The 26962-nt window shown below is 42.3% G+C and carries 25 protein-coding genes and 1 other annotated feature; of the genes, 19 read left to right on the forward strand and 6 right to left on the reverse strand.

Translation table 11 applies throughout. The annotated features are described in order from the left end of the window. The first annotated feature begins 118 nt into the window (after window positions 1-118). Entirely contained in the window at window positions 119-913 is a 795-nt protein-coding gene (locus MHH60_RS01605) for an SDR family NAD(P)-dependent oxidoreductase (protein WP_076133259.1), read from the forward strand. A gap of 45 nt (window positions 914-958) precedes the next feature. Here MHH60_RS01605 and MHH60_RS01610 read toward each other — a convergent pair whose 3' ends face one another. Beyond that, the gene (locus MHH60_RS01610) at window positions 959-4018 is read right to left on the reverse strand and encodes an ATP-binding response regulator (RefSeq protein WP_306081709.1); all 3060 of its coding nucleotides are present in this window, start codon (window positions 4016-4018) and stop codon (window positions 959-961) included. 772 nt (window positions 4019-4790) lie between these two features. Between MHH60_RS01610 and MHH60_RS01615 the strand changes: the two genes are divergently transcribed. From MHH60_RS01615 to MHH60_RS01635, 5 genes are all read left to right on the forward strand, one after another. After that, a complete protein-coding gene (locus tag MHH60_RS01615; RefSeq protein WP_076133256.1) occupies window positions 4791-5138 on the forward strand; it encodes a VOC family protein in 348 nt (115 codons plus the stop codon). Between the two features lie 351 nt (window positions 5139-5489). Then, on the forward strand, window positions 5490-6056 hold the full coding sequence (locus MHH60_RS01620) for a hypothetical protein (protein WP_076133254.1): 567 nt from the start codon (window positions 5490-5492) through the stop codon (window positions 6054-6056). A gap of 99 nt (window positions 6057-6155) precedes the next feature. Next, a complete protein-coding gene (locus MHH60_RS01625) occupies window positions 6156-7037 on the forward strand; it encodes an aminoglycoside phosphotransferase family protein (protein ID WP_076133252.1) in 882 nt (293 codons plus the stop codon). A 162-nt stretch (window positions 7038-7199) separates the two neighbouring features. Further along, complete coding sequence (locus MHH60_RS01630) at window positions 7200-7643, forward strand: DUF1569 domain-containing protein (protein ID WP_076133251.1); 444 nt, start codon at window positions 7200-7202, stop codon at window positions 7641-7643. A 78-nt stretch (window positions 7644-7721) separates the two neighbouring features. Next, window positions 7722-7959: a binding site (T-box leader), on the forward strand. A 51-nt stretch (window positions 7960-8010) separates the two neighbouring features. Next, on the forward strand, window positions 8011-8820 hold the full coding sequence (locus tag MHH60_RS01635) for a GNAT family N-acetyltransferase (protein WP_076133249.1): 810 nt from the start codon (window positions 8011-8013) through the stop codon (window positions 8818-8820). 50 nt (window positions 8821-8870) lie between these two features. On the opposite strand, the gene MHH60_RS01640 is transcribed toward MHH60_RS01635, so the two are convergent. Then, window positions 8871-9581 (reverse strand): MerR family DNA-binding transcriptional regulator, encoded by a 711-nt coding sequence (locus MHH60_RS01640; protein WP_076133248.1) that lies wholly within the window; start codon window positions 9579-9581, stop codon window positions 8871-8873. A gap of 157 nt (window positions 9582-9738) precedes the next feature. Between MHH60_RS01640 and MHH60_RS01645 the strand changes: the two genes are divergently transcribed. The 3 genes from MHH60_RS01645 (at window position 9739) to MHH60_RS01655 (ending at window position 12458) form a co-directional block, all read left to right on the forward strand. Then, window positions 9739-10620, forward strand: coding sequence for an alpha/beta fold hydrolase (locus tag MHH60_RS01645; RefSeq protein WP_076133246.1), 882 nt, complete (start codon window positions 9739-9741; stop codon window positions 10618-10620). A gap of 252 nt (window positions 10621-10872) precedes the next feature. Beyond that, on the forward strand, window positions 10873-11508 hold the full coding sequence (locus tag MHH60_RS01650; RefSeq protein ID WP_076133244.1) for a glycoside hydrolase family 11 protein: 636 nt from the start codon (window positions 10873-10875) through the stop codon (window positions 11506-11508). 122 nt (window positions 11509-11630) lie between these two features. Then, entirely contained in the window at window positions 11631-12458 is an 828-nt protein-coding gene (locus tag MHH60_RS01655; RefSeq protein ID WP_076133243.1) for a formylglycine-generating enzyme family protein, read from the forward strand. A gap of 103 nt (window positions 12459-12561) precedes the next feature. Here the strand turns inward: MHH60_RS01655 and MHH60_RS01660 are convergent, their stop codons facing one another. Next, complete coding sequence (locus MHH60_RS01660) at window positions 12562-13416, reverse strand: LysR family transcriptional regulator (protein ID WP_076133445.1); 855 nt, start codon at window positions 13414-13416, stop codon at window positions 12562-12564. Between the two features lie 131 nt (window positions 13417-13547). On the opposite strand from MHH60_RS01660, the gene MHH60_RS01665 reads away from it, so the two are divergent. Then, entirely contained in the window at window positions 13548-14537 is a 990-nt protein-coding gene (locus MHH60_RS01665) for a zinc-binding dehydrogenase (protein ID WP_076133444.1), read from the forward strand. Between the two features lie 23 nt (window positions 14538-14560). Here MHH60_RS01665 and MHH60_RS01670 read toward each other — a convergent pair whose 3' ends face one another. Further along, on the reverse strand, window positions 14561-15130 hold the full coding sequence (locus MHH60_RS01670; protein ID WP_076133241.1) for a hypothetical protein: 570 nt from the start codon (window positions 15128-15130) through the stop codon (window positions 14561-14563). A gap of 276 nt (window positions 15131-15406) precedes the next feature. Between MHH60_RS01670 and MHH60_RS01675 the strand changes: the two genes are divergently transcribed. Continuing rightward, a complete protein-coding gene (locus MHH60_RS01675) occupies window positions 15407-15910 on the forward strand; it encodes a DUF1572 family protein (RefSeq protein WP_036677310.1) in 504 nt (167 codons plus the stop codon). A gap of 70 nt (window positions 15911-15980) precedes the next feature. Here the strand turns inward: MHH60_RS01675 and MHH60_RS01680 are convergent, their stop codons facing one another. Further along, window positions 15981-16850 (reverse strand): helix-turn-helix domain-containing protein, encoded by an 870-nt coding sequence (locus tag MHH60_RS01680; RefSeq protein ID WP_036677307.1) that lies wholly within the window; start codon window positions 16848-16850, stop codon window positions 15981-15983. 123 nt (window positions 16851-16973) lie between these two features. On the opposite strand from MHH60_RS01680, the gene MHH60_RS01685 reads away from it, so the two are divergent. The 8 genes from MHH60_RS01685 to MHH60_RS01720 all read left to right on the forward strand — a co-directional run bounded on the left by MHH60_RS01685 (window position 16974) and on the right by MHH60_RS01720 (window position 26171). Continuing rightward, window positions 16974-18032: a Gfo/Idh/MocA family protein gene (locus tag MHH60_RS01685; protein ID WP_076133239.1), complete on the forward strand. Its 1059-nt coding sequence runs from the start codon at window positions 16974-16976 to the stop codon at window positions 18030-18032. Then, entirely contained in the window at window positions 18029-18886 is an 858-nt protein-coding gene (locus tag MHH60_RS01690; protein ID WP_076133238.1) for a sugar phosphate isomerase/epimerase family protein, read from the forward strand. Before MHH60_RS01685 ends, MHH60_RS01690 begins: the two co-directional genes overlap by 4 nt. Window positions 18887-18911: 25 nt before the next feature. Continuing rightward, the gene (locus tag MHH60_RS01695; protein WP_036677301.1) at window positions 18912-19805 is read left to right on the forward strand and encodes a sugar phosphate isomerase/epimerase family protein; all 894 of its coding nucleotides are present in this window, start codon (window positions 18912-18914) and stop codon (window positions 19803-19805) included. A 144-nt stretch (window positions 19806-19949) separates the two neighbouring features. Continuing rightward, window positions 19950-21083 (forward strand): amidohydrolase/deacetylase family metallohydrolase, encoded by a 1134-nt coding sequence (locus MHH60_RS01700; protein ID WP_076133236.1) that lies wholly within the window; start codon window positions 19950-19952, stop codon window positions 21081-21083. A 13-nt stretch (window positions 21084-21096) separates the two neighbouring features. Continuing rightward, the gene (locus MHH60_RS01705; RefSeq protein WP_370511467.1) at window positions 21097-22149 is read left to right on the forward strand and encodes a DgaE family pyridoxal phosphate-dependent ammonia lyase; all 1053 of its coding nucleotides are present in this window, start codon (window positions 21097-21099) and stop codon (window positions 22147-22149) included. Next, a complete protein-coding gene (dagF, locus tag MHH60_RS01710) occupies window positions 22142-22897 on the forward strand; it encodes a 2-dehydro-3-deoxy-phosphogluconate aldolase (RefSeq protein ID WP_036677295.1) in 756 nt (251 codons plus the stop codon). Before MHH60_RS01705 ends, dagF begins: the two co-directional genes overlap by 8 nt. Then, window positions 22890-23906: a sugar kinase gene (locus MHH60_RS01715; RefSeq protein ID WP_076133233.1), complete on the forward strand. Its 1017-nt coding sequence runs from the start codon at window positions 22890-22892 to the stop codon at window positions 23904-23906. The genes dagF and MHH60_RS01715 overlap by 8 nt, the downstream gene beginning before the upstream one ends. Window positions 23907-24119: 213 nt before the next feature. Continuing rightward, on the forward strand, window positions 24120-26171 hold the full coding sequence (locus MHH60_RS01720) for a hypothetical protein (protein ID WP_076133231.1): 2052 nt from the start codon (window positions 24120-24122) through the stop codon (window positions 26169-26171). Here MHH60_RS01720 and MHH60_RS01725 read toward each other — a convergent pair. After that, a complete protein-coding gene (locus MHH60_RS01725) occupies window positions 26166-26705 on the reverse strand; it encodes a GNAT family N-acetyltransferase (RefSeq protein WP_076133229.1) in 540 nt (179 codons plus the stop codon). The two genes, MHH60_RS01720 and MHH60_RS01725, sit on opposite strands and share 6 nt — an antisense overlap. Between the last annotated feature and the right edge of the window lie 257 nt (window positions 26706-26962).

The raw sequence follows: 26962 nt of genomic DNA on the forward strand, positions 1-26962 counted from the left end.
GGCGCAATCCGCTAGTTACTGAACAACCCCGGTACGATAATATAATCCTAGCCGGCACACAGGACTGTTCTTAAAATGACAACTACTCAGCACGCCGGGATAAAAGGAGAAATATAATATGGATATGGGATTAAATAATAAAACAGCTTTAATTACAGGATCAGCAAAAGGTATTGGTAAAGCAATCGCCATTGAACTCGCTAAAGAAGGAGTTAATGTACTAATTAATGGACGGAATTATGATCAGGTAGAACAGACTGTAAATGAAATAAAGTCGAATTTCCCGGCTACCTCTCCACAAAATGCTACAGCGGATATTGTGGATATTGCGCAAAGAGAAGCCTTATTCGAAAAATACCCTAATATAGATGTTTTAGTTAATAATATGGGTATCTATGAAATTATGAAATATGAGGACGTTGACGACGAAATATTTGAAAAATACATCCGTACTAATGTCCTTGCTGCGAATGGATTAACAAAATTCTATTTACCTAAAATGTTACAAAAAGATTATGGCCGAATTCTCTTTATTGCTAGTGAAGAAGCCATTATGCCTTCAGGCCAAATGCCTCAATATGCAATGACCAAATCAATGTTATTATCATTGTCAAAAAGCTTATCTAAGTTAACGATAGGAACTGAAGTTACAGTCAATACCATCATGCCAGGACCAACACTATCTGAAAATGTGCATCAAATTATTGATGGGATATACTCCAATGAAGATATGACTTTTTCAGAAAAAGAAAGAAAATTCATGACTACAAATCTTCCTCAATCTGAATTACAACGATTTATTAAACCTTTTGAAATAGGCAGACTAGCAGCATTTGTATGCAGTCCTTATGCCTCTGCATTTAAAGGTTCTCCAATTCGCATGGATGGGGGAATGGTGCCGACTATTTTTTAAGCGTACTCTAAAAGGATATAGATAACGATACAAAAAAGCCACTCCTTATGGAGCGGCTTTTTTGCTTGAAAAGTTATCACTGTCCTCTGGTACAACAAAGGATACCAAGGTGCCTTCTCCAGGCTTACTCTGGATCGAGAGACCTTGACCATATAATTGACTTAACCTCCGATGGGTGTTGGCCAGCCCGATGCCACCTTTGCCTTCCATCAATGGCTTCAGCAGTAAAGAGAGTGTTCCGGAATCCATGCCTTGCCCATCATCCTCCACTTCAATCTTTACAGCCTTGTGCAGACGGATAATACGTATTTGAACAGTTCCACCCTGTTGGCGCTTAAGTATACCGTGCTTAACAGCATTTTCTACCAACGGTTGGATGGATAGAGGAGGGATTAGGATATCAATATTCGGATCTATTTTCCAGACAACAGATATCCTTTCTGCAAATCGAGTCTGTTCAATATACAGATAAGATTCTACCAATTCCAGTTCATGGGAGAGGTTCACGAGCTCTCCGACATTTAAAAAGTCAAAACTGATTCTTAAGAAAGAAGTAAACGCCCCAATGAGCTCCTGCATTTTTTTAGTATCCAAATCACTGAGTGCGGCAATAGAGTTCAACGTATTGAATAAAAAATGTGGTTGTATCTGTGCTTGTAGATATGCTGCTTCTATACGTACCCGTTCATTGAAGGATAGCTTCATTGCAGTTAAAGCCCGAATACGATATTTAAGCTCCACTGCGTCCACAGGTTTTGTGACATAATCATTGGCACCGGACAAAAATCCAGTATAAATATCCTCAGGCTGGCTACGGGCAGTAAGCAATAAAATCGGAAGCTCATATAGGGAGTAGCGAGTACGAACCTTCTGTGTTAATTCGTATCCCGACATCTGTGGCATCATAACATCGCCAATAAGTAAGTCCCAGTTCCTTTTATCCAATAATTCCAATGCTTCATGGGCTGAGTTCACGGTAGTTATGATATAAGGTTCGGTTTCAAGAATACCCTTTAGTACATTCAGATTGACAGGATCATCATCTACCACAAGAATATTTACCTTAATCTCTGTAAAAAGCGGTGGGATTTTTTCAGAGTGATTACTTGGCTGATGTTCGGAAATTCCCCACTCAGTCATCTGTCTATGAATCTCATCTGCCAGATACGAAACTGTAGGTTCCGTTTGCCTTATTATCTGTTCGCTGTAAGAATCGGCAAGAGAGAGTGTGAAACTAAAAGTTGAACCTTTACCAAGCTCTGATTGAATGCTTAGGCTGCTCCCATGCAGTTCTACCAGCTGCCGGCATATGCTTAATCCCAGCCCAATTCCACGTCCGTCATTTATTCCGTGAGGGCCTTGCTCATAGGGGAGAAAGATCCGTGCCATAGTCTCTTCAGTCATGCCCACTCCGGTATCTGTCACATAGATAAGAACCTGTCCGTCCTGTTCCTCAGCCTTAACAGCTACAAGTCCTGCATCGGTGTATTTGAGCGCGTTGTGCACCAGATTTAATAAAACCTGCACCAGTCTTTTCTCGTCCGCAAGAACTGGCGGCATAGCTTCCGGGATATCCATAGATAGCTGTACAGGCTTACCTTCAATCATATATTGCAGCATACCAATCACACCGGGAACTACCGATTGAACCGAAATAGATTCCTGTTGTAAAATAACACGATGCTCCTGAAGACGGACCACATCCAGTAGATCACCAAGCATATGAGACATACGGCGGCTGATTGTAATCAGCAGCTCCATATCTTGACGGCTACTTTCGTAAAGTCTGTCCTTTTCCTTTGTCACAATATTTTGCGCGATATTCATGATTCCGTGAAGCGGTGTGCGCAGCTCATGTGAGGTGTTAGCGAGAAACTGGTCCTTAAGTTTGTCTGCTTTTTTCAGCTGCTCATTCAGTTCCATGTTCTCTTTAGCATTTTGAAAATACTTTTTAAACCAATATGCTGAGAAGCCCACGATGGCTGCGATAATATCCAAAGGATAATAGACAATTGAATAGTGTCCGTTACTATCCCACAAATTCCATAACAAATTAGAAACGATCGCCGCACCTGATAACAGCAGAAAAACAACATCTTTATCATCTTGCTTTTTGAATAATAAGCGCCCTAAGCTATAGAGCAACCAAATGAAGGGAATATACTGGAACACTTGAATGATTCCCAAATGAATGGATGTGCTGACCCAATAAGCTGGGACGGTAAGTATAAAAACAGAATAAAGACCAAGACTCACTACGTATGCACGTAACCCCTTATTGATTTTGGCAACTGAGGTGAATTTTCTAAAAACAAGCAGAATAAAAAGATTTTGCCACAAAAAAGCAAGCAATCGGATCTTTAATGACCAGGTATAATTAATCGGCACTATTGCAAGTAGTAAGTTGTCATTACGGGCTAAAATGATAACAGCTACGGATAATGTCATTAACCCTACAAGAAACAAAGCACGTTCTTTAGGATTAAATAAATAAAGAATGCAGGCATAGAGCCCATGCAATAACAGAATAATTGCTGTTAACAATTGAAAACCTACGGTATAAAAGTATGTACGGTCAACTTTTTCCTGAGAACCAAAATATACAGGCCCTGCAATCCCCCCCTTATAAGGTAGATCAAAGTTTGCTACACGAATAAGCACATCAATTACTGTTGTGTTTTTTGTGAAATAGGATACTTTATATGAGGTGGTTTTGGGCACATAAGTATCGGCATCAAGAGATATTGTCCCATTATTGAGCAATAGGCTACCGTTAATTTCTACGCTGGATGCAGTATAGATTTGTTTGATCCACAATGCTACAGGCTGCTGAAGGGGTTCTACCAAAATTCGCAGACGGTAAGTACCATAACCATAAGAAGAATTCTGATCGCTTCCCATAACATGATTCCAATTTCCAGGAACTTGAAGCGAGTGGGATAGCTTTGGTATAGTAGAAGTCTTCGATGAAACGAATTGCGAGGGATAGAAGCTCCATTCACCATCCAGCCTGAATAAGTTAGCCTGCTCCAGATTCTGGCCGCGTAAATCCAGTACACCATTATTAATCACAGGTACAGTGTTGGAAACCTTAAATATACTCAACCAAATGCAGCGTAGGCCAAAGAGAATGCTTATAAAAAGTAGAATGATAGCTAATTTGTTTAGAATAGTTTTATTTTTCATGAGAACATTATAGCAAATAATTCTAATCTAGAATCTAAAATGAAGATTATTTACATAAGAAGGAGCAGTAATGAGCAATGGACACCACGTGGGGCTAAGAGGAATGATCTCCAAATGGTAGAAGCATGATGTATCTCCTTGAGCATTTGAGTACTCGAATACTCGAACACACGGATACTTCAATACTTGATTGGTGCTTTGCTGTTGGGCGTTTGTATTACTTGATGTGCGACTATGCTGTTTGTTTGGCCTCTGTGATACCGGATGAGCGACTATGCTGCTTGTTATGCGTATTGCATTCCCACACTCTCTCTTCACGATGAGCGATCGGACTCAGATGCAGCTATTTGGCTGAATTTTGGCTTTTAAGAAGTGTTTCGGACCCCAGAGGCGTTATTCGTTCCAAACATGCGCGATATGAGAGCTTTTCGAGCCAATAGCGACTATAGAGTCCGATAGGTTCTCAAATGAGCCGGATTATGGTTAATAGCGACTATAGGGTCCGATAGACTTCACTCCTGCTTCTAATGCCATTTGTTATAAGCTTGGCTTTTGTTTATTGGTGAATGTGATATTGAATCCCCCGTTGGCACTACCATTCGATGTAATGACGGGAGGTTAACGGTGGATTCTCCTTAATCCTAAAGGGTATATTATTAGAAAATTCAATGCAGACAGGAGTGTAGATCCGATGATTAAAGGCTTCGGAGGAATATTCTGGAGAACTAAAAATTTTGAAGCTACAAAAAAGTGGTACAGTGAGGTGTTGAAGCTTGACATAGAGAATTGGAATGGGACTGTGATAAAACCTCAAGTGGGAAATGAGACTATCTTTTCTTTCTTTACCGAGGATGACAGTTATTTTCCAACAGAACAACAAGTGATGTTAAATTTCCAAGTGCATGATCTAAACGAGACGATTAAGCATTTTGAACAGATGGGTGTACCTCTTGCAAAGAAAATAGAGATTAGTGAATTTGGAAAGTTTATTTGGATTGAAGACCCAGAAGGTCGACTGATCGAGCTTTGGGAGAAATAAGGAGTTGCACATCTTTGCTATTGAGCTAACAGGTGCGTTTTTTTTAATAAAAAAGCTCAGTTCAACATCTAATTGTAAATGAATTAGGGATTAAAGTTGAATCAAATCCCTGGGGAATATTTCTTCAAAGCTTTCAGCTCCTGAAAGAACTTTAACTTCTATCACCTGATGTGCGGCGCTTGCGCTGCATCCACGGCTAACAGAATACTATAAGTCAACCTAAATAGGGAGCATACCGTCGAGGTGTACTCCCTATTGCATTGAAGGAACTGGAAAATTAGTGCAACATTTCACCTATAACTTAAGTCAATAAAGATGTTATGTAATAAAATCATAAGAGCAGGTGGTAAATTGAATCTTCGTTTAATCACGTTAATATGTTTATTCACATTCGCGTTCTTTATTGCAAATGGACAAGATGCTAAAGCTTTATCCTGTGTCGAGATAGGAAGTCCTAAAGAAGCCATAGAGGTCTACGGTGGAGCTATTTATGGTGAAGTAAAACAAATTAAGGTTGATTTGAAACAAGAAGGATTTGCGGGGCCAAAAGAGAAAATCAGATATATATTAGTGGATGTTGAACGAAGTTGGAATACTGAAGTTGACTCTCAAATTATTGTGGGAACAGACTACACTTGGGGTTTTGATTTTAAGGAAGGTAATAAATACTTAATATACATTAGCGAAGTGGATGGCGTAACAAGCAGTAGTCCATGCAGTTCAACAATTGAAATGAATAACCTTAACCAAGCAACAGAACTATTCGGTGAAGGACTTCGACCCAAACAGCAAGTACACATAGAATACAAGATGTGGTTAATGTTTGAGCAGGATATTGATTTGTATATCATAATTGCAATAGGACTAGTAGTGATTTCATTCATTTACATGAGAGCAAGAAAGAAGAATAAGGGCTAAGTGTAATCTTAGTGCACGAACGGGCAGGATAGTTCAATAAAATGAAGAAAAAGATAGCTGAACTTATTACTATTTCATTCATAACATGTGAGGTGCGAGTTGAACTTAGTAGAAACGATCATAGAAAGATTTAACCTTAATGTATTAAGTATAGATAATGTTCCTGAGTCCTTTAGTTCACAAGTATACAAGCTGAATCTTACTAATGGAGAAACGGTGTATGCGAAGATCCCTTATAACAGGGATAAGCTATATCGCGAATATCGTATGCTTGAACTGTTGAGGGAGGTATTACCAGTTCCAAAGGTGTTAGACTTCTGGAGTGGGGATGACTTAATTTCTGGTGCATTACTTTTATCGGAGATTAAAGGTATACCATGTACAGGTGCTGTTGACGATGAATTAGCATTTCAAATTGGGGTACTTCACGCAAGGCTGCATGAAGTTAAAATGCCGGGATATGGTGTGGAAGGATTAGACGGTTTTCAATTTTTTAATCAGAACAATTGGAGACTTTATATAAGAAATAGCTTTGAAAAATTTATAGAACCTTGCAAGGAAGTCCTTGAGAGAGGACTTTTCGAAAAATGTATTAATCACTTTGAGAGTGCTTTTTCAGTTTTGCCTCCTCCTGATGACCCCTGTGTTGTTCATATGGACTTTCGACAAGGTAATATACTAACAAATAATAATGTGGTTGTTGGAATTATTGATTTTGAGAGTGCACGGGGTGGATCCTCGGAAATTGATTTCACAAAAATTAACCGATATGTTTGGGAAGTGAATCCTCAAAGTAGAATTTCGTATAAAGAGGGATATTCAACAATTCGTCCTCTAATGGATTTGGAAACAGTACTACCCTTTTATGATTTTTATGATGCTTTTAGTGCTGTTGTCTGGTGTAAAAATAGAGGGATTGAAAAGAATAGGGCGTTCCTAAAGGAAAGTATTTCTGTATTGCAGAAATCCGTAGGTTGCTGAAATTACGGGACACGATATTTAAAGACATTTTAAGACGATGAGCTACCTGCATGATGGATAGCTTTATTACGTTAATGGACATCAAGGTAAATAAAGGATATAATGATATAAAATGGTGAATATTAGATCGGCAGTATGCTGTAAAATTATAATGATGCAATCATGAATACAATAGCCTATCGTAATGTATGGATCAACAGACCTAATAATGAAAAAATCGAAACCCGAAAAACGCAATGGGGAAAGATGAATGTTGCTCAAATGTTGGCTCACTGTTCAGCGTTTCAAGACATCGCAATCGGAAGTTCCTTTCCCCCAAGACATTGGCTAGGAATATTAATAGGAAGGTTTGTAAAATCTATTTTTTACAATGACAAGCCGGTACCACACAATATGTCAACAATTCCGATCATACTTATTTTAGATGACAGAGATTTTGGAGAAGAAAAAGAAATACTGAAACAAAAGATTATGAATTTTCAAAGTAACGGTCCGGAGAAATGTTCATCCCATCCACATCCTTTTTTCGGGAAATTCACTCCAGAGCAATGGGGTAAAGGGATTTATAAACATCTAGACCATCATTTAAGACAATTTGGTGTTTAGTGTTTTTTCGCAATGAACAATAATATATTATTGACATAAAATCCCTATTACTTTATATTGTATCTAATTACATTGCAATCAAATGCGACGAAGAGGACAAGTAAATCTGGAAATGTCGATCAGAGAACTGCCGGTTGGTGCGAGGCAGTGGACACCCGAATCGAACAATCGCCTCAGAGCTGGCTCCCGAAATCATAGTAGGCGGGCCCGGGATTCTGCCGTTACAAAGAAGCATCGTTGTTGGACGATGGCAGAGAGGGTGTATTCACGAATACACTAATCAGGGTGGTAACGCGGAATCTACTCCGTCCCTAATGGGACGGAGTTTTTTGCGTTCTTATAAATAAATAAATAAGGAGGAATAACAATGTTTCAAAAAATCAATGTCTCCGATCGAATACTTAACCAGGATATGTTTATTGCTGATGAGGTTCAATACAACCTGATTCACCTTATTTGCGAGTCGAAGAGTTCTACTTGCTTAAAAGATTCTGCTGAAACAATGATATATGCCCAGTCAACGGGACATAACGCATGGCTTTGGAGTTCCAAGGATATTGCCGAGGATAAGAAGGCCGTTCTCTACGCAGAACTTATAGAATTCCTTAAAGGGACTACATTACCAGGAGTATCTGGAGAACCAAAAACAACAGAACGTTTTGCAGAGCTGTATTCTCAGGCAAATCATCTTCAATATGAGTCCACGATGACTATAGAATCTTATTTCTGTACAAATCCAAAGAAACCATTGAACGTAAAGGGCATAATGCAACAAGCAACGAGAAAAAATGCGGCCATTGTAGCAGAATTTTTGGCGGGATTCTCAGAAGAGGCTTATGGGATTACGGTGAACCCACAAACTAAAATTCTAGATGCCAAGAGGATGATTGAGACAGGGGACTTGTATTTATGGTTTGTAGACGATAAACCTGTATCTATGGCGTACATTGCGCATAGGTCGGCAAGATATTCCAGATTAAATGCGGTATACACACCTCCGTCTTGCCGGAAAAAAGGTTATGCAAGTGCACTAGTAGCAGAGTTATGTTCTATGCTTTTATCGGAGGATTTAGTGCCCATGCTTTATGCTGATTTAAAGAATCCTGACTCGAATAAGGTTTATCGAAATATTGGTTTTGTGGAAAGCGGCAAGATTGTTGACATCAAGTTCAAATAGGCACGAAAGGGCTACCGCATGGTAGTCCTTTTTCTATGATCATTATGTTACTAGGCATTACTTTTATACAATTTCACATAGTTTGTAAGTTCAGCTATCGCGAAAAACTGCTTCATTAATTGAGAATTCAATTTTTGTAAGGCAAGCTGAAAGGATACCTCCACTTTTTTGTAGTTATGTGTTTCTATTTCATTCAAAAGCTGTTTCATATTCTCGATATAATAAACAGTTTTCCTTAAACTGCTGATAAGAATAATTTTTCTTAATTCCGTTAAAGTGAAGACTCTGTAGCCATTATCTTTGTTCCTATTCGAAGAGATTAGCCCTTCTTGTTCCCAATGCCGAATAGCTGATGGATTAACGCCTGCCATTTGTGCAACTTCACCAATCGTCATTGAATTTGTTACAGTTAACTCTTTGTATTTTGATAAATCAACATCCCGAAACATGCGTAAAACTTCCTCTAACCTTTCTTTTTCCACTTGGGTCTTATGTTGCTCTTGATTGATTGCCCAAAGAGCAGACTCCATCTGCTGGCCTTTAATCTTCCTCATCACATCGTACACAACCGGAATTTCATATCCCTTCAATAATGCCCGAATGGTAATAAAAGCTTGCACATGGATGGAAGTGTAACATCTGCGGTTGCTGGCGGTCCTTGGTACATCTGGAATTAAGCCTTGATCTTCGTATCTCCTTAAAGTAGTGGTACTCACATTTAATTGCTTAGCTATCTGTGTAGGTGTATATATCTCTTCCATAATCCTCACCGCCCCAAAACATTAAAGTTGAACCTTCAAGTGCTATAACAATATTAAATCGAATTTAGGTAGATATATCAAGGGAGGAAGAGGGATAAACCGAAAGATTGCATGAATGTTATATGATACTTCTATAGAACATAAAGGAGTGAGTTCATTGAAAAAGATAATACAATTAGCAAACCAATCTGAAATAGAAGTAGGTATGGCAGGGCTTCCAAATCGTCCGACCATCATGTTACCCATCGCTAAAAAATCTGTGTACAATCAGGAAGCAGAAAACTTAAAGCTATGGGGAGTAGATCCCGAATTAGGTAAACATTTTGTTGAAGGACTAGCGGACACTTTTCAAGTGCTTTATTTCGATTATGAAGGTCATCTATTTCAATATCCAGTGGAAAATCTAACAGCAGATTATATTGTGAAGGATCTTCTACACATTGCTGATGAAATGAATGTTACAGGCTTTAGTTACTATGGCTATTCCTGGCTTGCGTTGATTGGATTGCAAATGGCTATAAGAACAGATCGCTTGGAGAGTTTGGTAATGGGAGGTTTTCCACCCTATGATGGCCCCTATCAAGAAATGAGGGTTGTGACCCATAAAACACATACACAAGCTTTGAGTAACCAAAAAGAATCTGTGGAAAGTCCTGCTGGACCGGATAATCCAAATGAAATGGATTGGGACAATATAAAGGTTACCCTAGATACCCTTGTTACAGCACAATTTGTCACCTTATACCAGAGCCTCACAGCCTTTGATGATCGTAGAATTCAACATTTGCTTAATCTCCCAAAACTAGCTTTTGCAGGAGGAGATGATACGATCGTTTACGGTGAAAATTTCGGGAGCGTTACCGTTGACATCGTCGGGTTGTTAAAAAAGAATATGGAGCAGTTGTCGGATTTAGGCTGGGATGTTGAAATCCTTTTGGGAGCCCGGATGGACCATACAAAAGCTATGCAGCCAGCAGTAGTTGTACCACTGATTAAGCCATGGTATATGAACGTGTTACTAAAAAATACTGGATTGTAATTGTGGCAGATACAAAAATCCAGTGAATAAGATATCCCAAAAGAACAATACTTTTTTGGGTAAGATCTTTAATTTGAAGAGATTAAATAGTAAACGATCTATGATAAGATTCCATATGTAATCGCTTACATTAATATATATGGAAGGAAGTGGTGTTTCGAATCTGCCCCAACAAAGAATTGCTTCGACTACTAGAAATACAGACAAGCAGTATGTAGGTATGTAGTGTCAAAAATTTTCAGGAGGTAGATTATGTTTAAATTTAACAAGAAAATCGTAACTGTAATTATGGCCGCTTCAATGAGTTTCAGCTTGTTTGCAGCAACCACAAGTGCAGCGACAGACTATTGGCAAAATTGGACCGATGGTGGCGGGACAGTAAATGCTACCAATGGATCTGGTGGGAATTACAGCGTTACATGGTCAAATACTGGTAACTTCGTTGTTGGTAAAGGTTGGAATACTGGATCTCCATCTAGAACAATAAATTACAATGCAGGCGTCTGGGCACCATCCGGCAATGGGTATTTAACACTTTATGGGTGGACAAGAAACTCCCTCATAGAATATTACGTCGTTGATAGCTGGGGCACTTATAGACCTACTGGAACTTATAAAGGTACCGTGACCAGTGATGGAGGCACATACGATATATATACGACTACGAGAACGAACGCCCCTTCTATTGATGGTACGGCAACCTTCACACAGTTTTGGAGTGTAAGACAATCCAAGCGAGCAACGGGAAGCAATGTCGCGATCACTTTTGCCAACCATGTTAATGCTTGGAAAAGTTACGGAATGAATCTGGGCAGCAGTTGGTCTTACCAGGTATTAGCGACAGAAGGATATCAAAGTAGCGGTAGCTCAAACGTAACAGTCTGGTAATAACAGGTTTTCTATAAGTAATCACTATCATTGCTAAGGTTGTCGGTCCACAGCCGGCAGCCTTAGATCATTCAGCAAATGATACTTAACTACATACCAGTGGTTGGAAAGGAGATATATCCATGAGAAAACTATTAATTTCTCTTTTAATAGTAGTTGCTATCAGCGCTTGTTCGCAAGAAAAGCCTGAACAGAAGGATACTTATGTATTAGTTAAAGGTGGAAATTTTATTAACACAAATTCCAACTACAAAAGTACAACTATATCAAATTTCTATATCGGCCAATATGAAGTTACTCAAAAAGAGTGGGTTGAAATAATGGGAAGTAACCCTTCAGCATTCAAAGGCGACAACTTGCCAGTAGAAATGGTTAACTGGTATGACGTAATAGATTACTGTAATAAAAGAAGTATAAAAGAGGGGTTCAAACCCTATTACAATATAGATAAAAATAAAAAAGATCCGAATAATAAGAGTGATAACGATACTTTAAAATGGACAGTAACGCTCAATGTTGGAGCTAATGGTTACCGATTGCCTACTGAAGCAGAGTGGGAATATGCTGCAAGTGGAGGACAGTTTAGCAAAAGTTACACCTACAGTGGAAGCAATAAAGCAGATGAAGTAGCATGGTATTGGCAAAACGCTGGAGACAAATACTTATCAGGAGATTGGAACTGGCCGATCATAGAAAACAACCATAACAAAACAAAATCTATTGGTGGCAAAAAACCTAATGAGCTAGGTCTTTACGATATGTCAGGGAATGTTAGGGAATGGTGTTGGAACTGGTACGGAGATATAGATAGTAAGAGCGGTTCTTTCCGGGTTGTAAAGGGTGGCGGGTGGATCGGCGGCATTAACAACAACGAGATTTCATTTCGGGGAAAGTTCGAAGCGAATGGTATGGGTCCTGATCAAGGTTTTCGAGTGATTCGTGGTGAGTAGACGGGAACAAGACATACCAAGTCTAATCGGAAAAAGCTGAAAAGGGTTTGATTAATATACAAGCTTTGCGCTCGAATATAATCAAACCCCAATATGTATGTTGCTATATTTCTTCGATCATTTGGATTAATTTTGACAACGCACTAGAAAAAACCGCGTTCCGGCGATACACAAACCATACCTGCAAATCTCGATATCCTTCAGGCAGACGGTGGGAAGTAATTACTCCCGCCTCTTCGGCCTTAGAGATCGAAGATTGGGGCAGCATAGACACGCCGAGTCCAGCGGAAACCCCACTTAGAATTACATCTAACGTTCCGTATTCCATAATGTTATAAGAGCTCATCCCGCTTTCATTTAGGAAACTCTCAGCTTTGGCACGATGTGTACATCCGACGTCGAAAAACAACATTGGCTTTGTAAGCAATTCGCGCATATCGCTCTTACCTGGTTGTGAGATAAGCACCAGCTCCTCTTCGAAAGCAACTACATGTTCTATATCAGGCTGGTCAATGGGTCCATAAACAAAGGCTCCATCTAGTTGGTAATCAAGCACTTTTTGTAAGAGTTTATGCGTTTCTCCCGTTATAAGCGATAGATTAACATCGGGATATCGTAAGTGATATTCGGTTAGCAGAGGCGTTAGATGAGTAGCCGCTGTTGTTTCGATGGAACCTAAACGGAGCGGACCAGTAGGGTGCTCAGAGTATTGTGTGGTTATTACAGCCTCGTCCATGAGTAATAATATTTTGTCTGTATATGCCAGTAAGTTCTCACCTGCCGGCGTTAACGTCATCCCTCGATTGGATCGGCGAAATAGGGGGATTTTCAGCTGAGCTTCTAGATACTGAATCCGGTTTGTCACATTTGACTGGACATAATTTAAGACTTGAGCAGCCTTCGTTATACTACCCTCGCGAGCAACCGCTTGAAATATTCTCAAATCTCCACTTTCCATTTCCTTTGCACCTTCTTGGTATGATGATTTATGATAGTCACCTTCAGTTTTGATCATTTTACTGGATTACACCCACTATGTAAAATTTATTATAGATTCATTAATAACAACTTGAGGAAGGGGCTTGGATGATGAAAGCCATTGTACATGCTGGAGAAGGTGGCCTGAAGGGCTTGAACTATAAAGAGATTATGGATAAAAGACCGGGGATTGGAGAAGTGAAGGTTAGGTTAAAGGCTGCAGGGCTGAACCACAGGGACTTGTTTATCATGGATGACAGAACAAAACAGGATACTCCTTTGATTATCGGCTCTGATGGCGCGGGGAGAATTGAAGCAATAGGTGAAGGTGTACTTGATCATAATGTTGGTGAAGATGTCATCATTAATCCGTGCATCGGATGGGAATATGCCGACAATGTTCCTAACGTTCCAGCCATTGTAGGGGGACCTTCAGAGGGTACATTCGCTGAGTCAATCATCATTCCTGCGCAAAATGCCATCAGCAAGCCAGCTTACCTGTCATGGGAAGAAGCCGGCGTGCTGCCCTTATCAGCTTTAACAGCCTATCGGGCGCTGTTCACTAGAGGCCGCTTAAAGAAAGGTGAACATGTTCTTATACCTGGCATTGGTGGTGGGGTTGCGACTTATGCCATGATGATGGCTTCAGCGGTGGGTGCACGTATCAGTGTCACTTCACGCAGTGAAACGAAAAGACAAGCTGCACTCGCTCATGGAGCTGACCATGCTTTTGACAGTCATAGCAATTGGAAGGAAAGTATGAATGGAGACACCGTTCATCTCATCCTCGACAGCATTGGGCCTGCGACGTTCCCACATTACTTTGATATTATTAAACCCAATGGACGTATTATCACGTTTGGTGCAAGCTCAGGAGATCGAATGGAAATCCCGACGCGAGCCATATTTTTCCCGCAAATTAGTATTATAGGTAGCTCAATGGGAAGTGGTGAAGAGTTTGCGGATATGCTTCAATTTATGGAACACCATTCGATTCGACCTATCATTGATCGAGTTTATCCTTTACAAGACACAGTTCAGGCATTTCACCGAATGCAGCAGGGAGAACAATTTGGTAATATCGCGATAAGAATAGAATGAGCTGAGTCCCTTATAACTGGAAGTCAAATGCCAAAAATATCGATTTCGGAGACAGGAAACCACTTTTTCGAAGCCACATCTTTAAAAAAAACTTGAATAGTGTAGGTGCCCTTTGTATTAAAGGAATATGTATACTCGTTGGTTTTGAACCAAAAGTTTTCTTCGCTGTTCTTAATTTGTTGAGCATCAATAGTTTCTGTTTTGTCCGCAGGATCGGTGATCACAACCTTAATATCTGAAATTTCAGTTTTTAAATGGTCTACCTGTAATAGAGTAGAAAATGCAAAACATGACGGGCTTTTTACTTTTCCAAAAATCTCTCCGTTATTATCGAGCATAACCATGTTTATATTAGGCTTGTAGATTCGAACGGTTTTACCTGATTCATCCAAGGCGAATAGTGCAAATAAATCTTTAGACAACTGTTCAGTCGTCAAGGAAATCGAACCTTCGGACAATATTGCGGGCTGTTTTTGAAGCACATTATTCAAATATAATGATACTTCAGATGAGCCAGCTGCAGCATAAATCACGGTTCCCGGTAAAATCATGATGCAAAATCCTAAAAGAATCAGCTTCCTTATTTTTCTCAATGATTTTCCCTCCTATAGAGCTTTATGTTAATTATACCCATAAGATGGAAGATAGTTTCTTATACACCATTAATAAAATATAAGAAGGTCAGTAGAGGGAAATACCCTTACCTGATCTTCTTGGTGTGAAATGAAAGAGTTATTTTTTCTCAGGAGCCAGGATAAGAATGTAACAAAACATTGTGGCATAAAAATAGCATTGGGACTAGATTTCATTTGACAGAGGAGATGTGTTTGGTAAAATTATACATAGGGTTTATTAATAGGAGGTTAGCAATGGATATCGCCATTGAGTTAATTGAAAGTATGTTAGTCAAATTTAGATCGGAAAAGAAATGGACGCTCCAAGCAATCGAGCAATGCACCCAAGAGGATATTACCTGGTCCCCAACCGTGGAAAGTAACAGTATTGCAAATTTGGTTGCTCATATTAGCGGGGCAGTACACTCACGAATTGAAACCATTCTTTTAGATATTCCTGATACAAGAGATAGAGAGAGGGAGTTTGAAAGAGGTCTAGAAATGACAAAAGAACAAGCCATAACTATGACCAGGGATGCTTTTGATATTATTATCCAATATCTTGAACGGCTCCAATCTAACCCGGAGTTATTGATGTCACAACCCTTTCTTAATTTACCACCACTTACATATAGCCAAGTAAATAACGAGACTACTGCTCTTAATCTCATGATAGCGATGGTGAGAGAAGTCCATTATCATACAGGCCAAATCATCTATGCAGCAAAAATAAGAAAGGGTCAGCTTGTATGGCAATGACAGTTTAACTAGAGGAACGATACATACACTAACAAAGGACTGCCAAGAGGCAGTCCTTTGTTCACTCTAACTAGAATCCTCTCACACTGCTAGGGGTTACCTTTTTATGCTTTTTGAAGGTGCGGCTGAAATAGTAGATATCGCTGAAGCCAGTAGTGGTAGCAATTTCAGAAATCGTTAGCTGGGTATGGCGGAGTAAATAATCTGCACGGTCTAAACGGACAGCATTTACATATTCCGATATCGTATGCCCAGTGAGTTCCTTAAAGAGACGGCTGAAATGGAAGCGGCTTAACCCCGTTAGCGCCGCAAGTTCGTCAACTTGAATCGGCTCCTGGTAATGGGTATCGATATAACGCAAAACAGGTGCGAAGCGTTCAACGGTCTGAATACGTCTTTCTTGCTCCGCTTGTGAGAGTACGGTGACGATATGTCTGCGCAACAACAGTGTTAGCAGGCGGTACAGCTCGGATTTGACAGCCAGCTCGTAACCAAATTCGCGACGTTCCAGTTCCCGGATAATCGCCAACGCACAGTCTGTAATGTGCTGATCCCCTCGGATATGGTTACGTAACAGCAGCTGGTTCCGCTGAATCGGGGCGATGAACTTAGTTTCGGCAGCGTCGCTTACCGCACTATGCAGCAAAGAAGTATCTGCAATAATCGCATAATACAATAAATCAGAAGAAGCGCTTACCCCATAATGCAGCTCGTTGCTGTTCACAGCAACTAAATCGCCAGCCCGGACGTTAATTGGTGTTCGTCCGCACTCAAAAACAGCCTCACCACTTTCAATAAATATAAACTCAAGATGCTCATGCCAATGATGTGGGAACAACATAACTCCTTCTTGGTTGAAACGCTGGGTATGTACTTTAATCGGGAACTCGGGATCCGGCATGTCCATGGGTTCCTGTAGATGTTTATCATAGTCCAACATTTATAGACTGCACCTCCTATAGCACAATTGTACAAATGAAACCGCAAGGCTCTGCATGGTGTTTAGGGTTGAAATCATTATAATACGAATCATAACCTATGCAAAATAAAGGAGCGAGTGTTAATGGATAAGATCAAAATTGGCGTGATAGGTACGGGCTCTATCTCCGGCATGCACTTAAGTGCTTATCGGAATAATCCGCAGACAACCATATATGCGGTATGTGATCTGAATGAAGAACGTGCACGCGAAGTAGCTACAGAATATAACGTCGAGAAGGTATACACGGATTACCGTGAATTACTGGCCAATTCCGAAATAGATGCAGTCAGCATCTGCACATGGAACAACTCCCATGCCGAGATCAGCATCGCGGCGCTTGAGGCTGGCAAGCATGTGCTTGTGGAAAAGCCGCTTTGCCGTACGGTTGAAGAAGCGCTTCAGGTACAGCAAGCAGTGGAAAAGAGCGGCAAGATTTTGCAAGTAGGCTTTGTACGACGTTATGACTCCAATGCCCAGCTCCTTCAGACATTGGTGGAACAAGGAGAATTCGGCGAAATCTACTATGCAAAAGCAACAACGTTCCGGAGACTAGGCAATCCCGGCGGCTGGTTCAGTGATATTGAACGCTCCGGCGGCGGACCGCTGATCGATATTGGCGTCCATGTGATCGATCTTTGCTGGTATTTGATGGGCCGTCCGGATCCAGTATCGGTAAGTGCCAATACCTACCGGAAGCTCGGCAATCGTTCTAATATTAAGAATCTCTCTTTCTATAAAGCCGCGGATTACGACGCAGCTAACAATACGGTGGAAGATTTAGCGAATGCACTGATACGCTTTGAGAATGGAGCTTCGCTGATGGTCGATGTCAGCTTTACACTGCATGCCAAAGAAGACGAGCGTTCGGTACGCCTGTACGGTGACAAGGGTGGTTTTGAAATTGATCCTGAGATAGTCATTGTTAAAGAACAGGCGGATACGATCGTCAATACCTATCCGCAGACCGATAATAAGGGGTTTGAGTTCAACAGTGCATTCCAGAATGAAATTAATCATTTTGCGAGCAACATCAGTACCGGCTCTACACCGATTAGTCCTGTGCAAGATGGCGTCACAATCATGAAGATACTCGGCGCGATCTATGAATCCGCAGCCAAAGGTGAAGAGGTGAAACTATGAAGTTAGGAATCAGCACTTACAGTCTGCATTCAGCTTTTTCGACGGGTGAGCTCACGCTTGAAGGTGTCATTGAGACGATCGCCGATCTGGGCGCAGAACATGCGGAGATTGTACCCTTGGGCATCAATCTGGTTGAAAATCCTGAGCTAATAGATCAGATTGTACGAACAGCAGCGGGTCGTGGACTAGAGTTGTCCAATTATGCTATCGGGGCGAACTTTGCCGGGCTGGAGTCAGCGGAAATGCAGCGGGAAGTCGAGCGGGTAAAGCGGGAAGTAGACGTGTGCGCGGCATTAGGCATTCAGCGGATGCGGCATGATGTAGCCTCGTCAAACGATCTATCCATCACGCATTTTTTGGAAGAGCTTCCACGTTTGGCTGAAGCCTGCCGAGAAGTTGCCGATTATGCCGCAGGTTTGGGCATTACGACCAGTGTGGAGAATCATGGATACTTTATTCAGCACAGCGATCGTGTACAGGCGCTGGTTCATGCGGTAGGCAGAGACAACTTCCGTACAACACTCGACATTGGGAATTTCCTGTGCGCAGATGAGAACCCGCTAACAGCTGTACCTAACAACATCAAGCTTGCTTCGATGGTGCATTTCAAAGATTTCTATATTCGTCCGCAAGACCGGCAGCCTGGCGAAGGTTGGTTCCAATCCTCCGGTGGGAACTGGTTGAGAGGTGCCATCGTTGGTCAAGGAGACATCGATATGCCGAGTGTAATTCGAATCGTTAAGGAAAGCGGTTACGACGGATATATCTCTGTAGAATTTGAGGGAATGGAAGAGTGCCGTAAGGGAACAAGACTGGGGCTGGAATACATTAAGCGGGTTTGGAACCAAATCTAATTCATTATACTGGAGGATTATTGCCATGGTTAAGCCAATTATCACTAATAAAATCGGTGTTATCGTAGACAGCTTTCAGGTTGGAGTGAAAGAGGGATTGCGTAAGGCAAAAGAAGCTGGGGCAGATGGAGTTCAGATTTATGCGGTGCAAGGCGAATTTGATCCCGCTACTCTCTCTCAGTCAGCACGCCGTGAATGGAAGGATTACATTGCTTCGCTGGGTTTAGAAATCTCTGCCCTCGTTGGAGATTTAGGCGGACATGGCTTTCAGGATCCTGCCCAGAACCGTGCCAAAATTGAAAAGTCCAAGCGCATTATGGAGCTGGCTAAGGAGCTAGGTACAGATATCGTAACTACACATATCGGTATTGTTCCCTCTAACCCAGCCAGTAAAATCTATGAAACCATGCACATTGCCTGTGAGGAACTTAGCAGATATGCACATGAGATGAATTCTTATTTTGCGATTGAGACTGGACCAGAACCCGCTGCACGTCTGAAGACGTTCCTCGACGGTCTGGGTTCCAGAGGGGTTTCCGTTAATTTTGATCCGGCCAATATGGTTATGGTGACTGGTGATGATCCGGTGCAAGGTGTTCATACTCTAAAAGACTACATTGTTCACACCCATGCTAAAGATGGTCTCAAGCTTGCTGATATCGATCCACGCGATGTTTACGGTCAATATGGTTATGAAGCACCAGCATTAGACCATGAGAAAATCGCTGAAATGGCCGAGACCGGCTCGGCGTTCCGTGAAGTTCCGCTCGGAGCGGGTTCTGTTGATTGGAACAACTATCTGCAAGCACTGAACGACATCGGTTATACAGGATTCCTGACCATAGAACGGGAAGTTGGCACTAATCCGGAGGAAGATATCCGCCAGGCTGTGAATTTTTTAAAGGGTTTTCGGGTCTGAACACGGTAGTGATAAAGAATAAATAGTTCATCCAAACAGTCCCTGTGAAAAAAGCTCCTACATCCATTGGGACTGTTTGTGTTATAGCGTGTGCGGGAAAGACCTAGGACGGTAATGTTCTGAATTTGGAAAGAAGGTGTGACGATGACAGCAGAACGTTTGCTCCTCCGCCGGGCGAAAGTCCTGAATGGAGCGGAAGTGGACATTGTCATAGCTGATGACAACGTAGTCCAGATTGTTCCCGGTGGCACTGCCGAAGACCATGGGTTCAAGGTCGTGGAAGCCAATGGGGCGTATGTCTCTAGCGGCTGGATAGACTTGCATGTACATGCGTTTGCAGAATTGAATCCGTATGGAGACGAGATCGATGAAATCGGAATCAAATGTGGCGTGACTACGCTCGTGGACGCAGGTAGCTGCGGAGCGGAGCGAATGGGTGAACTGGCGGAGGCGGGGAAAAAGTCAGCAACGCAACTGCTAGCTTTTCTTAACATTTCAAAGATTGGCCTAATGCGAATTGACGAGTTGTCCCAACTAGAGTGGATTGATCATGAAAAGGTGCTTCAGGCGGTAGTTGCTTATCCAGAATTTATCGTAGGCTTGAAGGCCAGAATCAGCAAAAGTGTAGTGGGTGACAATGGCATTCAACCGCTTCATCATGCGCTGGAGCTTTCGGAGAAGACCGGGCTGCCGCTGATGGTACATATTGGCTCCGCTCCGCCGGATATCCGTGAGGTTCTACCGCTACTTCAACGCAACGACGTGATAACCCATTATCTAAATGGTAAAAGCAACAATTTATTCGATAAGGAGAATCGTCCGCTCCAGGTATTGAGAGATGCTATTGAGCGAGGAGTTCACTTGGATGTGGGACACGGTACGGCTAGCTTCTCGTTCGCTGTGGCCGAGGCGGCCAAACAAAACGGTATTGATCCGGATACGATCAGCACAGACATATACAGAGGCAACCGTATGAATGGTCCCGTCTACTCCATGGCGAATCTGTTGAACAAATTCCTTGCACTGGGATATTCCCTTGAAGAAACAATTGCGCGGGTGACGAGCAGAGCAGCCCAGTGGCTGGGACGCCCGGAACTTGGGGAGATTCGGATCAATAACAAGGCGAATCTGACCCTTTTTCGTGTGACGGATGAGAAGATTGAGCTGGTAGATTCTGAGGGGGAACGCCGGGTAGCGCAGCAAACCATTCAAGCAATAGGGGTGATCATAGGTGACAAATACATGGAATGCGAAATACGGCCTGAAAAGAGTTATTAATGCAAGCGGCCGGATGAGCATCCTCGGGGTATCGGCACCGACCGATACGGTGATGGAAGCTATGCGCCAAGGCGGACAGAGTTATGTGGAAATCGCCGATTTGGTGGATAAAGCGGGAGATTATGTTGCACGTCATACAGGTTCTGAAGCAGCGGTGATCGTGAACTCGGCTTCCAGTGGAATCGCTTTATCGGTAGCGGCGCTGGTAACCCGCGGTAATATCCGTACAAGTCTGCGGCTCCATCAGGATAGCATTTTTAGAAATGAAATTGTAATGCTAAAAGGTCATAACGTACAATACGGTGCACCAGTGGAAACCATGGTTTATCTCGGCGGGGGTAAAGTGGTGGAAGCAGGTTATGCCAATGAAGGACGGGCGGAGCATTTGGCCGCTGCCATCTCGGATCAGACTGCGGCTATCTTGTACGTCAAATCTCATCATGCCGTTCAGAAGAATATGATCTCTGTAGAAGAAGCTTGGGCTGTGGCCCAAACTCATAACGTACCGCTTATAGTAGATGCTGCAGCGGAAGAGAATCTGCAGAAATATGTGCAAATATCCGATCTGGTCATTTACAGTGGCTCCAAAGCCATAGAAGGTCCAACATCCGGACTTGTGGCGGGAAAACGTCTTTATATTGAATGGCTGAAAGTGCAGCTTCACGGCATTGGACGCAGCATGAAGGTGGGTAAGGAAACATCCTTCGGCCTGATGCAGGCGTTGGATGAATATGCTCACAAGCAGGATACAAGCGAAAAGGAAAAAGCTACGCTTCAATTGCTGATGCCGCTCGACGGGCTTCCCGGAATTCGGGTAACTATCGTGCAGGATGAAGCAGGCCGGGCAATTTACCGTGGACGCATCCATGTGGACCCGAATCAGTGCGCAATAACAGCACTTGAGCTGTCCCAGCAGCTTCAACAAGGTGAAGTGGCTATTTATACTAGAGACTATGGGGTAAGGCAAGGTTATTTTGATATTGATCCGCGTCCGCTAATGGGTGATGACATAGAAATGATTACTGCAAGGATAAGGGAATTGACAGGAGGGGCAAGCAATGTCTGAAATTAACAAGCGGTTCTATAAAGGTCGGGTGGCCTTAAACGTATTGGCTAAGGATATAGAAAATGCCAAAGAGGTGTTTACTGCTGCCGAAGGTTATGTACTGGTCGGTGTATTGTCCAAAGACTATGCAACGGTAGAGGAAGCCGTGCAGGCGATGGAGGCATATGGACGGGAAATTGACGGTGCGGTATCGATAGGACTAGGTGCGGGTGATAATCGGCAAGCTGCTGTTGTTGCAGAGATTGTCAAATCCTATGCTGGCAGCCATATTAATCAGGTGTTCCCAGCAGTTGGTGCGACCCGTGCCAACCTTGGAGCGAAAGATAGTTGGATTAACAGCATGATCGCACCAACGGGACAACCTGGTTTTGTAAATATCTCCACCGGTCCGGCCAGTGCGGCACAATCTGTCCCAGCTGTAATTCCCGTAAATGCGGCGATTGCATTGGTTCGGGATATGGGCGGAAATGCTTTAAAGTATTTTCCGATGCAGGGGCTGAGCCGTAAAGCGGAGCTAATCGCTGTGGCCAAAGCCTGTGCGGAAGAGGGTTTTGCGCTGGAGCCGACCGGCGGTATCGATCTGGACAACTTTGAAGAGATCTTGTCCATTATATTGGAAGCAGGAGTGCCGCAGGTGATACCCCATGTCTATACATCGATTATCGATCCGCAGAGCGGAGCAACGAGAGTGGCGGATATACAACAGCTATATCGGACGATGAAAAAGCTGGCGGATCAATATGCCTAAACATATCGCCGCTTTTGGTGAAATAATGATGCGGCTACAGGTACCAGGCTTTGAACTGTTATCTCAGGGTAACCTGCTGAAGTATTCGTTCTCCGGCACCGGAGTCAATGTACTGTCCGCATTGTCCCGATACGGACATCGGGGGACTTTGGTGTCCAGACTGCCTGCGAATCCTATTGGTGACGCAGCAACAGCCTATCTTCGGCGACTGGGCATCCAGCCCGAGCATATCCAGCGCGGTGGCTCAAGTATAGGGATGTACTTTCTTGAAAACGGATTCGGGGCTCGCCCCTCCCGAGTGACTTATTCCGGTCGCCCGGAGAGCAGCTTCAATACTGCTCCCCCGGGTACTTATCCATTCGCAGAGCTGGCAGACCTCGCGGATGCTGTTCATTTCTGCGGGATAACACTGGCAATGAACGATGATGTGCGAAAAGCGATGAAAACTTATGCGGAAACGGTTAAGCAACACGGTGGCCTAGTCGTTTTTGACTGCAATTACCGCCCATCGCTCTGGGGAGAGAGAGGCTATGAGCTGGCGCGTTCCCATTACGAAGACATGCTGCATTTGGCCGACATCGTGCTGATGAATGAAAAAGACGCAATGCTAATCCTTGGTATGAAGCCCGAGGGAACTTCAAGGGAAGAACAACTTCAGGAGCTAATTCCCGCAGTAGCTTCACGCTACAGTCTATGTACGATAGCAGGAACGCATCGGTCCATCCATGAAGATAACCGCCATTCGTTGCGCGGTTATATCTTCAAAACCGGTCGCTTCGCATATTCCGAGACCTTAAGCTTTCCTGTGCTTGATAGAGTCGGGGCTGGAGATGCATATGCCAGTGGTATAATTCACGGAGAGCTGGAAGGTTTTGATCCTCAGCATACTGTAGCCTTTGCGGCCACGGCCGGCATGCTAGCCCACACAGTAGAAGGAGATTCTCCGCTGGCCACCGAGCAAGAAGTTATTGGTGTGCTGACAGGTGCTGTAAGAGATATATTGAGATAAAGAAGAAGCTGCCTTACAGGAGAACAGGCCTGTGCGGTGGCTTTTTTTATCGCTACAGACACTGTAACTTTGCTCAGATCAAGAATCTGATCCAATGGCTACAGGCTAGATTTGGCTTATTTAGGTCTTTTTAAATAGGTGTAAAATCTCATTTTTTGCAACTTTATCCTCTAACCGGCGTCAAAGAAGAGAGAATAAGAAGGGGGAGCCTGTATGAAAAAGTTAAATCTACTAGCCCTTTTAGCATTTATTTCAATAATCTTTGTTGGATGTGTCAATACAGGGAATAAAGATAAAGCGAATCAAACGCTAATCGATCTGAGTTCTGTGGACTCCATTACAATCCATAATGATAGCGGCGGATTAATAACCATAACGGACCAAAAGCTAATAGAACGTTTCAATAAAGCTATACATACTGCTGAGTATGACAACGCGAAGCTTGATATTGCAGCACCTGATTATGAGGTTACTGTTGAATTGAAGAGTAAAGAAAACGAAAAATTCTCATTCTGGATTATGGGCAATAATAATGGTCTTTTCACCAAATCAGGAGTAAATGGGCATTACAAGTTATCTGAAACGGATAAGGCTGCTTTGCTTACCTTATTTCAATCAAATGATCAACAAGTAGAATCAGATAATCTAAATAAGATAGATGTGACCATCAAGCGAATCACATTAGCAAACTCTCTAGCACATGGTTCTGTGAATGCTAACATAAAGGATGAATACACAGATCATGAAACCATAGATATTTTCGTCCGAGCCATCCGTACCGCTGAACAAATACCAGGGAATTTAAATACCGCAACGCCTAACTACGATATCGTTCTAATTTCAGATAATAATAAATATGCCTTTCATTTATGGATTACCGAGACAAACGAGCAAGGCATGTTAATGAATGTGAACGAAACGGATACAGGCTACACAATTACTAAGGAATCAACTGCCGAGTTAAAAGAGATTCTGTTCTCGGAAGCAAAATTTAATGGTTTGGAGTTTAATACAGAACGGAACTCTATTGGAGATCTGGTGGCCAAACCGATGGGCCTATCCGAAAATAACTATCTATTAAACGGTGGAGAAGTAGTTGAACTGCAAGGGATCTCTTATCATACCATTCATCTTTTCTATGGCGACCATAATGCTGTCAACGCTTTGTTAGCCCATGATCCTGCTACGGAAGAGGTAAAGGTGAAATGGAGCGACGAGCTCAACGATTCCAATAATCGATGGAATAATGCGTTTATGAGCAACTATAATATGCTAATCCCGCTGGATGAGGATCATCTATTATTTCTGGAATCGGATGTGACGAAAAAAGCCGGGCAATATCATTTATCCTCATATAATGTTCTTACAGGAATGATTGAACGACTTCGGGAAAACTTTTGGCCGCTTTCTGATGATTATGATTACATTTATAAATTTCAATGGAAAGCTGATAAGCAAAAATTGTTTATGCAGAGTTATCTCGGCAATGTATGGATCTTTGATCTGAAAACAGGAAAGGACGATGTCCATCTTCTGAAATATCGCGTAATCCCACATTCGACGACCGGGGCGCCATCCCTGTTCCTCTCACCAACTTTTAAAAGATTTGTACATGATGATGAGAGCGGCGAATTAACCTTTTACGATAATAAAGGAGTTTCTCTTCGTACTGTACCGTTACCACAAGAGCAATATGTACCTTCTGAGAAAATAAAGTGGAACCCGGCGGGCACGATTGCCTGGATGGATACAGCAGAAATCAACGAAAACCGAATTCTTGACATCGATATCGATTATCTGAAAATAGCTGCACAAAAAATTAATTTTTATAATCAGGATGGTCTTTCCATCGGCTCCATTAAGACTGAAGGCAACCATGAAGATACTGCTATTGAAGTTGTGGGGTGGATGGACGCTAATGTAGCCGTGATAAAATCCTATACTGTAGAACTTATACACAAGGATTATGTAGGGCTTAATGTTAAGGATGTTTCTTATTATCTCTATGATGTAAAAAAGAAGCAGAAGGGGGCAAGCTTTTCGTCCATCCCTTCCAGTGCTACCGTTACTACAGATCTTCGAATGGGCGATGCTGATAATACGGGCGAAATCACTGTAAGTTTTAAAGAAATTACTTATAAAAAAAGAAAAATAAATAAGCCTCGGGAGTTCACCGTAACGATCACACAAGATCATTGGGGAAGCTTTCCGAAGCTTCTTTTTATATTTAAAAGACAAATATTTAAGAATTCTCGAATTCTATAATTGTCCCGCTGTAGAAAGGACGGAGGACAGCAGGTCTAGCCGGAAGCCTTGTACTAGAGTGTCACCGTTCATAAGATCGGTCTCATACGCACGATTAAAGCCTAAGCGCTGGTACAGTTTGATGGCTGAAGACATCATTTCCGAGGTGTGCAGGTTCAAGGTGGTAGCACCCAACTGTAGTGATCTCCGTGCAGCATCGTGAATCAGAAGGGTTGCAATGCCAAGACCACGAGCGGATGGAGATACGGCTAGCAGACGTAGGATAGGGGAGTGAATCCCGAGCTCCGGTTTCCCGTAAGCCGTTTCCGAGGAGCTGAACAAGAGTGCACTACCAACGATTTTCTTGTCGGTTTCAGCGATGATCCGTACGAGCGGGGTATCACCATGAACGGAATCAAGAAGCGATTTCCGATACTCCAGCCACAACGGCTCAGGCATGATCTCCGAATATTGGTGGTATGCATCTAACAGCACTTCGGCGATAGCATTACGATCTTTATTCTCAGCTTCACGGATAATGATCTTTTGTGACATGTTTTGGCTATCCCCCTTTCAGACAAATGTAATGTTCATTCGAATGAAATTATTATAGATGATAATTCCCAGTGGAATAAGAGGGGTTTCATAATTCTGATATAGGAATAGAAAAGTTCTATATGAAATAAACATAACCTTTGATTCGAAATCCGATTGATTTACACGGAATTAATTGTTGACAAAAAATAGGGCGATGACTAAGATATAAACAAAATCTATAGGAAAGCACCGCTATAATTCATTGTTTTTTTATC

Source organism: Paenibacillus sp. FSL H7-0716 (genome assembly GCF_038002705.1).
GTDB classification, from domain to species: domain Bacteria; phylum Bacillota; class Bacilli; order Paenibacillales; family Paenibacillaceae; genus Paenibacillus_AQ; species Paenibacillus_AQ odorifer.